7 protein-coding genes are annotated in these 7447 nt (G+C 48.2%); 6 read left to right on the forward strand and 1 reads right to left on the reverse strand.

What is annotated here, in order from left to right:
* Positions 1–29: 29 nt before the first annotated feature.
* Complete coding sequence (locus ACLFWI_RS22965) at positions 30–1217, reverse strand: class I SAM-dependent methyltransferase (RefSeq protein WP_446414854.1); 1188 nt, start codon at positions 1215–1217, stop codon at positions 30–32.
* Between the two features lie 423 nt (positions 1218–1640).
* Here ACLFWI_RS22965 and ACLFWI_RS22970 point away from each other — a divergent pair, with 423 nt between their 5' ends.
* From ACLFWI_RS22970 to ACLFWI_RS22995, 6 genes are all read left to right on the forward strand, one after another.
* Complete coding sequence (locus tag ACLFWI_RS22970; RefSeq protein WP_446414855.1) at positions 1641–4949, forward strand: phycobilisome rod-core linker polypeptide; 3309 nt, start codon at positions 1641–1643, stop codon at positions 4947–4949.
* A gap of 376 nt (positions 4950–5325) precedes the next feature.
* Positions 5326–5811: an allophycocyanin subunit alpha gene (apcA, locus tag ACLFWI_RS22975; RefSeq protein WP_446386694.1), complete on the forward strand. Its 486-nt coding sequence runs from the start codon at positions 5326–5328 to the stop codon at positions 5809–5811.
* Between the two features lie 105 nt (positions 5812–5916).
* Positions 5917–6402 carry an allophycocyanin subunit beta gene (gene apcB, locus ACLFWI_RS22980; RefSeq protein WP_446370407.1) on the forward strand — a complete coding sequence of 162 codons (486 nt, stop codon included), beginning with the start codon at positions 5917–5919 and terminating at the stop codon, positions 6400–6402.
* A gap of 202 nt (positions 6403–6604) precedes the next feature.
* Positions 6605–6808, forward strand: coding sequence for a phycobilisome linker polypeptide (locus tag ACLFWI_RS22985; protein ID WP_006101555.1), 204 nt, complete (start codon positions 6605–6607; stop codon positions 6806–6808).
* Between the two features lie 120 nt (positions 6809–6928).
* Positions 6929–7162, forward strand: coding sequence for a hypothetical protein (locus ACLFWI_RS22990; RefSeq protein WP_446414856.1), 234 nt, complete (start codon positions 6929–6931; stop codon positions 7160–7162).
* The coding region (locus tag ACLFWI_RS22995) for an HNH endonuclease (protein WP_446414857.1) at positions 7159–7447 on the forward strand (289 nt) is incomplete at its 3' end. The genes ACLFWI_RS22990 and ACLFWI_RS22995, both read left to right, overlap by 4 nt.

Raw genomic sequence — 7447 nt, forward strand, 5'->3', positions numbered from 1 at the left:
AATGACAAATGACAAATGACAAATGACAATCACCGACTTAAGATAATAAGCTGCTGTTGTTGGAGCGATCGCACGCCATCTAATCCTAACTCTACATCCCTTAAAATCTCTGCCACAGTGCGCTGTTGACTGCTATTTTCGTCACAGGCTTGCAGGAAAGCAAACTCCGTATCTGATAAATTAATAATCTGATAATCGTAGTTAAATAGACATTGACTGGGCCACCCTTCCATACAGGGATTCCGTTCTGGAATCGCCGCTAATAACTCCTCATCCTGTGACCAATCAACTTTCGGTAAAGGTGGACACCCCAAGAAAAACTCATAATGGGACACATCTGGATCTAACAATTCAATTAAACGATACCGTTCGCGATCGCACAATCCACTCGCCCGTTCCATTAACTCTGGATTTTTCCCCAATAGCCGATCCAATTGCCAATATCCAGGATTAGAAAAGCCGATAAACTCTAACCCCGACGCCTCAATTAACTCAAATAGACTGTCAATCGTGTAGTCAATCTCTTGGGGATGCAGATACATATCCGCGAAATTAGCATCCCGTTGATTTTCCAATGACCAGCGTTCTTTCTCTCGCTTGACAATTCGGTTATTTTCTGGTAAAGATTCAAACACCTGGCGTCCGACTTGCACGCCATCGTGGTAATCACCTCGCCGATCCCCTTGCAAAAGTGCGATCGCCTGTTGCATTAGCCGCACTTCCCAACGACCCAATTCAGCATAAACAAAAATATGCATCAAGCCCCCTGGTGCTAACTTAGGTGCTAATGCCTGAATACCCCGAATCGGATCAGGCAAATGATGCAATACGCCCACACAGTTAATTAAATCAAACTCTCCCGCCAGTTCCTGGGCATCATAGAGGCTCAAGTGATGAAACTCAACCCGATTCGCCCCAGAACGATGACAGCGTTCCTGCGCCACCTGCAAAGCCCCAGCACTCAAATCGATGCCCACCACCGCAGCTTGGGGATTCAGGTGAACCAAATATTCGGTGCCTACCCCTGTACCACAGCCAGCATCTAAAATCCGAATATCCTGCCTTGACGGTTTTTGACCCGTGCAGAAACTATAGGCGGCTAACCAATTCCAGCGCCAGTTATACCCAGGCGGCGGTTCATCCAGCAAGGGTTCTGGGGGAAAGGGGTAAGCGTCATACAATTGGGCTACAGCAATGCTGGTATTGTCATTGGTCATTCGTCATTTGTCCTTTGTCATTTGTAATTTGTCCTTTGCTTCCCCAGCTCCCCCAGCTCCTTCACCCCTCGGAACCCGAACTAATGTAACAAAACTTATGCTTTTTCTCAGTGAGTGAGATTAATCCACTATGATGACTCTGTTATGACACTGTAAAATTTTGGCATGTATTCTATACACTTCTTAATAAAGCCGTTAAGCAGATCAGAAACGTTTTAATCTAGATTCTGACCAGGTTGAGCGAGGTCACTGGTTGATTTAGGGCAAGGTAACGCAGGATATCCCATTCCCTGAACAAGTAGGTCTGGGAAAAAATCTTAATGTACTGAGCCTAAGAATGTAAACGACAGTGACCTAGATGAATACCCTGGTCAGGCTTAACACAGTCAGTAGCAATTGTCGATGGGAGCGGAAAGAAAATCAATGAGTGTTAAGGCAAGTGGTGGAAGCTCAGTTGCACGTCCGCAACTGTATCAAACTGTACCGATTAGCAACATTATCCAAGCCGAACAGCAAGATCGGTTCTTGGGTAAAGGAGAGCTGCTTGAGCTGTCCGAATACTTCCAATCCGGTACAAGACGCATAGATATTGCCAATCTGATTACTCAAAACTCAGACTTGATCGTATCTCGTGCCGCTAACCGGATTTTTGTCGGCGGTTCTCCGATGGCGTATTTAGAAAAACCCCAGGAAGAACCTGCACCGGAAATGGCAATGGCAACCAGTGGGGCGCAGACAGGAGATGTCAGACGCACGATGGCACTGGGAACCGCGACGTATGTAGAAAGTGGCGGGGGTTTCTTTGAAGGATTCCGGAACATCTTTAGCGCCTCAAGTGGCGGTCCAGCCCCAGCAGGATTCCGACCGATAAACGTCGCCCGTTATGGTCCAAGCAATATGCAGAAATCCCTGCGGGACTTGTCTTGGATGCTGCGCTACCTCACCTACGCGATCGTTGCAGGTGACCCGAATATTATTACCGTCAACGTCCGCGGATTACGGGAAATTATCGAAAATGCCTGCTCTGGAGATGCCACATTACTGGCACTGCAAGAAATGCGGGCAGCGTCTTTGGGATACTTTAAGCGCGATGCTGAAGCCGCCCAACTGGTGGGTGAGTACTTTGAGATTCTGATTAACGAATTCAAAGCACCAAATCCAGCCGATAAAATTCGGCAGCGTCCTTCACGGGATCAGCAAGGGTTACAACTGCCCCAAAGCTACTTTAATGCCGCCGAACGACGTCCGAAGTTCGTACTCAAGACAGGACTGTCGGCGTCGGAAAAGAACCAAGTGATCAAGGCGGCGTATCGGCAAATCTTTGAGCGTGACATTAGCCGCGCCTACAGCCAATCCATCTCCTACCTAGAATCTCAGGTGAAAAACGGTGACATCTCCATGAAGGAGTTTGTGCGTCGCCTGGGTAAATCGCCCCTATATCGTAAGCAATTTTACGAACCCTTTATAAACAGTCGTGCTTTAGAACTGGCATTCCGTCATTTCCTGGGTCGGGGTCCGTCCTCTCGCGAAGAAGTTCAGACCTACTTCTCGATTGTGTCCGATGGCGGTTTAGCGGCGCTGGTGGACGCCTTGGTGGATTCTCAGGAATATTCCGATTACTTTGGTGAAGAAACGGTTCCCTACCTACGGGGATTGGGACAGGAGGCTCAGGAATGCCGCAATTGGGGGATGCAGCAAGATTTGCTCAAATACAGCGCCCCCTTCCGCAAGGTACCGCAATTTATCACCACCTTTGCCAAGTATGAGCAGCCGTTGCCGGATCAACACCCATACGGTGCTGGTAATGACCCCTTAGAGATTCAGTTTGGAGCAATTTTCCCTAAAGAAACTCGCAATCCCAACACCCAACCGGCTGGTTTTGGTAAGGATACCAAGCGCATCCTAATCCATCGTGGACCTGCTACTAATAACCAAAACAGCAACCCCAAGGCAAGGGGTGAGTTTCCGGGGTCTCTGGGGGCGAAAGTCTTCCGCTTAGACCAGATTCCTAGCAATAAGGCGGCTAGTGTCACATTTGCCGAAAGCTCGACGCAAAAGGTGATTAGTGCCTGCTATCGCCAAGTCTTTGGGCGGGATGTGTATGATGGTCAACGCCAGAAAGTGGCGGAGATTAAGCTGGAAAATGGTGAGATTACTATCCGGGAATTTATCCGCATCTTGGCGAAGTCCGATGTCTTCCGCAAGATGTACTGGACATCCCTGTATGTGATGAAGGCTGTGGAATATATCCACCGTCGTCTATTGGGACGCCCCACTTACGGGCGCGGGGAAACGAACAAATACTTTGATATTTGTGCCAAAAAAGGCTTCTACGCCCTGGTTGATCTGCTGATTGACAGCAAAGAATACGAGGAAGCCTTTGGGGAAGATACGGTTCCCTACGAGCGCTATCTGACACCGGGGGGTCTACAATTGCGATCGGCTCGACCCGGTGCGATTCGTGAGGATGTGGGTACCAAGCCAGAAGTACCAGCTACTCCCACCTATGTGGCGATGGGAGAGGTGCCAGAAACGCGGACTGAGCCGGATGTTCAATTCCGGATTAATCAGGGCGTTAACACTAAGCGCCAGCAGACCAAGATCTTTAAGCTGACGGATCTCAACGATAAGCCCGCGGTGAAGGTTCTGATTCGTGCCGCCTATCGCCAGATCTTTGAGCGCGATGTTGAGCCTTATGTGGTCAAAGGTCAGTTCTCTAGCCTGGAAAGCAAGCTGGGGAACGGTGAGATTAACCTCAAGGAGTTTATTGAAGGTTTAGGATGCTCTGAACTTTACATCAAAGAGTTCTACACGCCCTATCCCAACACCAAGGTGATTGAGTTGGGAACCAAGCATTTCTTGGGTCGGGCACCGGAAAATCAAAAGGAAATCCAAAAGTACAACCAGATTCTGGCGTCCCAAGGTATCCGAGGCTTTATCGGTGCCATGGTCAACAGCATGGAGTATGTTCAAATCTTTGGTGAAGATACGGTTCCCTATCGTCGCTTCCCCACTTTACCGGCGGCGAACTTCCCCAATACGGAGAAACTCTATAACAAGCTGACCAAGCAGAATGATCAACTGGTGGTTCCTAGCTTTGAGCCAGTCAGTTCGCGAGTGGATGGGGCAAAACTGCCCCTGACGGGTAAAGCGATCGCGGATATGGCGGCGACACCTAAGCCGGATTTTGTCGAACTCAGTCGTTCTGTACCCAAGGACAATAATCCCGCGGTTCAACCCGCCATCGGAATTGCCAATCGTAAACCCGCACGGATTTTTCGCCTCAACCCCGGAAATCCGGACGAAACGGCTCAGGTGATCGAGGCAATTTACGCTCAGGTGATGGATATTTGGACGGGTGAAATTCCCCCATCCTATCGACAGCCTGACTTAGAGCGTCAACTGAGCCAGGGTGACATCTCGGTGCGCGACTTTGTTAAGGGGTTGGCATGTAGTGAAAGCTATCGCCAGCGCTTCTACTCGCCCTATCCCAGTGCCAAAGTCATCGAGTTTTTGTTCCGTCATCTGTTGGGACGCACTCCTGCGACTCAAACGGAGATTCAGGACTACACCAAACTCATGGCTGAACAAGGACTGAATGCGGCTGTGGTTGCGATCGTGGATAGTTCAGAGTATGCTCGTTTCTTCGGGGACTATGTGGTTCCCTATCCTCGCGTTCCCTCGTTGCCAGCAGGCAATTACTTAGGGAGCATTAAAGCTATCTCTGATTAGGGATTAGGGTGATGTTCCAGGCGTGCCATGGCACGTCTTTGAGGAAGATAGGGTGTAGAGACGTAGCATGCTACGTCTCTATAATCAGCGTTCCCCCACCCCCAAATCTGAGGACAAATGTTACAAAATGTTGCGAACATAGGAAAAATGTGAACAATCTATCGCAAAATATTTGCGGAAGAGAGCTGTCTCACTGACCTAATGTATCGCTAGCTACTCTCACCAATCTTGAGTCGATTAAGTCGTTTCAAGATCGGGCAGAGTCAGCCATTAAGCTGGAAAGCCTAGCCCATTGGGAAGCGTTGCAGCGTTTCAACAGTTACAATAAGCCAGTTTAAGCACACCTGGTTACATTCTTGGAGGAGGAATCCTGTAAATGAGTATAGTCACGAAATCAATCGTGAATGCCGATGCCGAGGCTCGTTACCTAAGCCCTGGTGAATTAGACCGGATCAAGTCGTTTGTCACCTCTGGTGATCGTCGCCTACGGGTTGCTCAAACGTTGACAGACTCTCGTGAGCGCATCGTTAAGCAAGCTGGAGACCAGTTATTCCAGAAGCGTCCTGATGTTGTTTCTCCCGGTGGTAATGCCTATGGTGAAGAAATGACAGCAACTTGTCTGCGTGACTTGGACTACTATCTGCGCCTAATCACTTATGGTGTTGTCGCTGGCGATGTTACCCCAATTGAAGAAATTGGCTTAGTCGGCGTGCGGGAAATGTACAAGTCTTTAGGGACTCCCGTTGACGCTGTTGTCGAAGGCGTTCGTGCCATGAAAACCGCGGCTACCGGTATGATGACTGGGGAAGATGCGGCTGAAGCTGGCTCCTACTTCGACTATGTAATCGGAGCAATGCAGTAGACCCTATCCGACTGGGAAAGACGTAGCATGACGCTTCCACACCTGGACGTTGCACGTCTGTCTTAAGGATTCGAGAGACTAGGTGAAATAAGGAAAATAGAATCGATGCAAGACGCAATTACCTCTGTTATTAACTCTTCCGACGTTCAAGGAAAATACCTGGACGCCTCTGCGATGGACAAGCTCAAGGGCTATTTCGCCACGGGTGAATTGCGGGTGCGTGCGGCAACCACAATTAGTGCTAACGCAGCAACTATCGTTAAAGAAGCTGTTGCCAAGTCTTTGCTCTACTCGGATATCACTCGTCCGGGTGGCAACATGTACACCACTCGCCGCTACGCTGCTTGTATCCGCGACTTGGACTACTATCTGCGCTACTCCACCTATGCCATGTTGGCGGGTGACACCTCCATCCTGGATGAGCGTGTACTGAATGGACTCAAGGAAACCTATAACTCTCTAGGCGTTCCCATCAGTGCAACCGTACAAGCCATCCAAGCCATGAAAGAAGTTACCGCCAGTCTGGTTGGTGCTGATGCTGGTAAGGAAATGGGTGTTTACTTCGACTACATTTGCTCGGGTTTGAGCTAGAGAATTCTGGCACGTTCCCTTGTGAATCTGTAGTCGGTCATTTTTTCAAGGTTTGGGAAATCAATTGTGAGTGCTAGCTTGTTAAAGGCAAGTCTGACTTTTTAGTTAAGCAGATGAGTTTTGACAATCTGGTATTGACAGTTGAGTCCCAAACCTGATTTGAATTTAAAGTTTTTGAGTTTTAATTAGGAGAAGTTCAATCATGCGAATGTTTCAGGTGACGGCTTGCGTCCCTAGCCAAACTAGAACCCGAACTCAACGGGAGTTGCAAAACACCTATTTCACTAAGTTAGTTCCCTACGACAACTGGTTTCGGGAACAACAGCGGATCATGAAAATGGGCGGCAAAATTATCAAAGTGAAGCTAGCCACTGGCAAACAAGGTACAAATACAGGGTTGCTTTAAAAAATAGCTTCTACGGCAAAGGTGGGGGGTCGCGATGACCCCTTTTTAATTTGATGGCGAACCCCCATATCAACGATTAAAATAAATACAAGTGTTCGCCTTCTTTATAAAATTAAAATTATGCAAGTTATCATTCAACCTCCCTCCCTGATTGAAACCGGAATTAAAGTAGAAATGGTCAACGGTCGTCCGCTGTTCAAATTTACCGAGCCACTTCAATCCCGTCTGGAAACTCTTCTGGAAAAAAATCAAATCAATGCTTTAACCTCAGAAGAACAAGAGGAACTCAACGCCATTAACGAATTCGATCGCCTCTTTACTTACTTAAACTCCCTCCTAATTGCTCAAAAATGACCATTACCGAGGCAACCCGCCAATATGTTAGACAACGGGCTAACTACCTTTGTGAATATTGCCACTCCCCAGAAGAAATCAGCACCTCTCGCTTTACGATCGACCATATTAAACCCCGCTCTTTAGCAGGTACGGATGATGTGAATAATTTGGCACTTGCTTGTAGCCGTTGCAATCAACGCCGTTACAATTTTACAGCAGGTAGCGATCTAGAAACTCAAGCAGAGGTTCCTCTGTTTAACCCTCGAACTCAACAATGGAAAGAGCATTTTATTTGGACGAGGG

Source organism: Coleofasciculus sp. (genome assembly GCF_046539235.1).
GTDB lineage: Bacteria > Cyanobacteriota > Cyanobacteriia > Cyanobacteriales > Coleofasciculaceae > Coleofasciculus.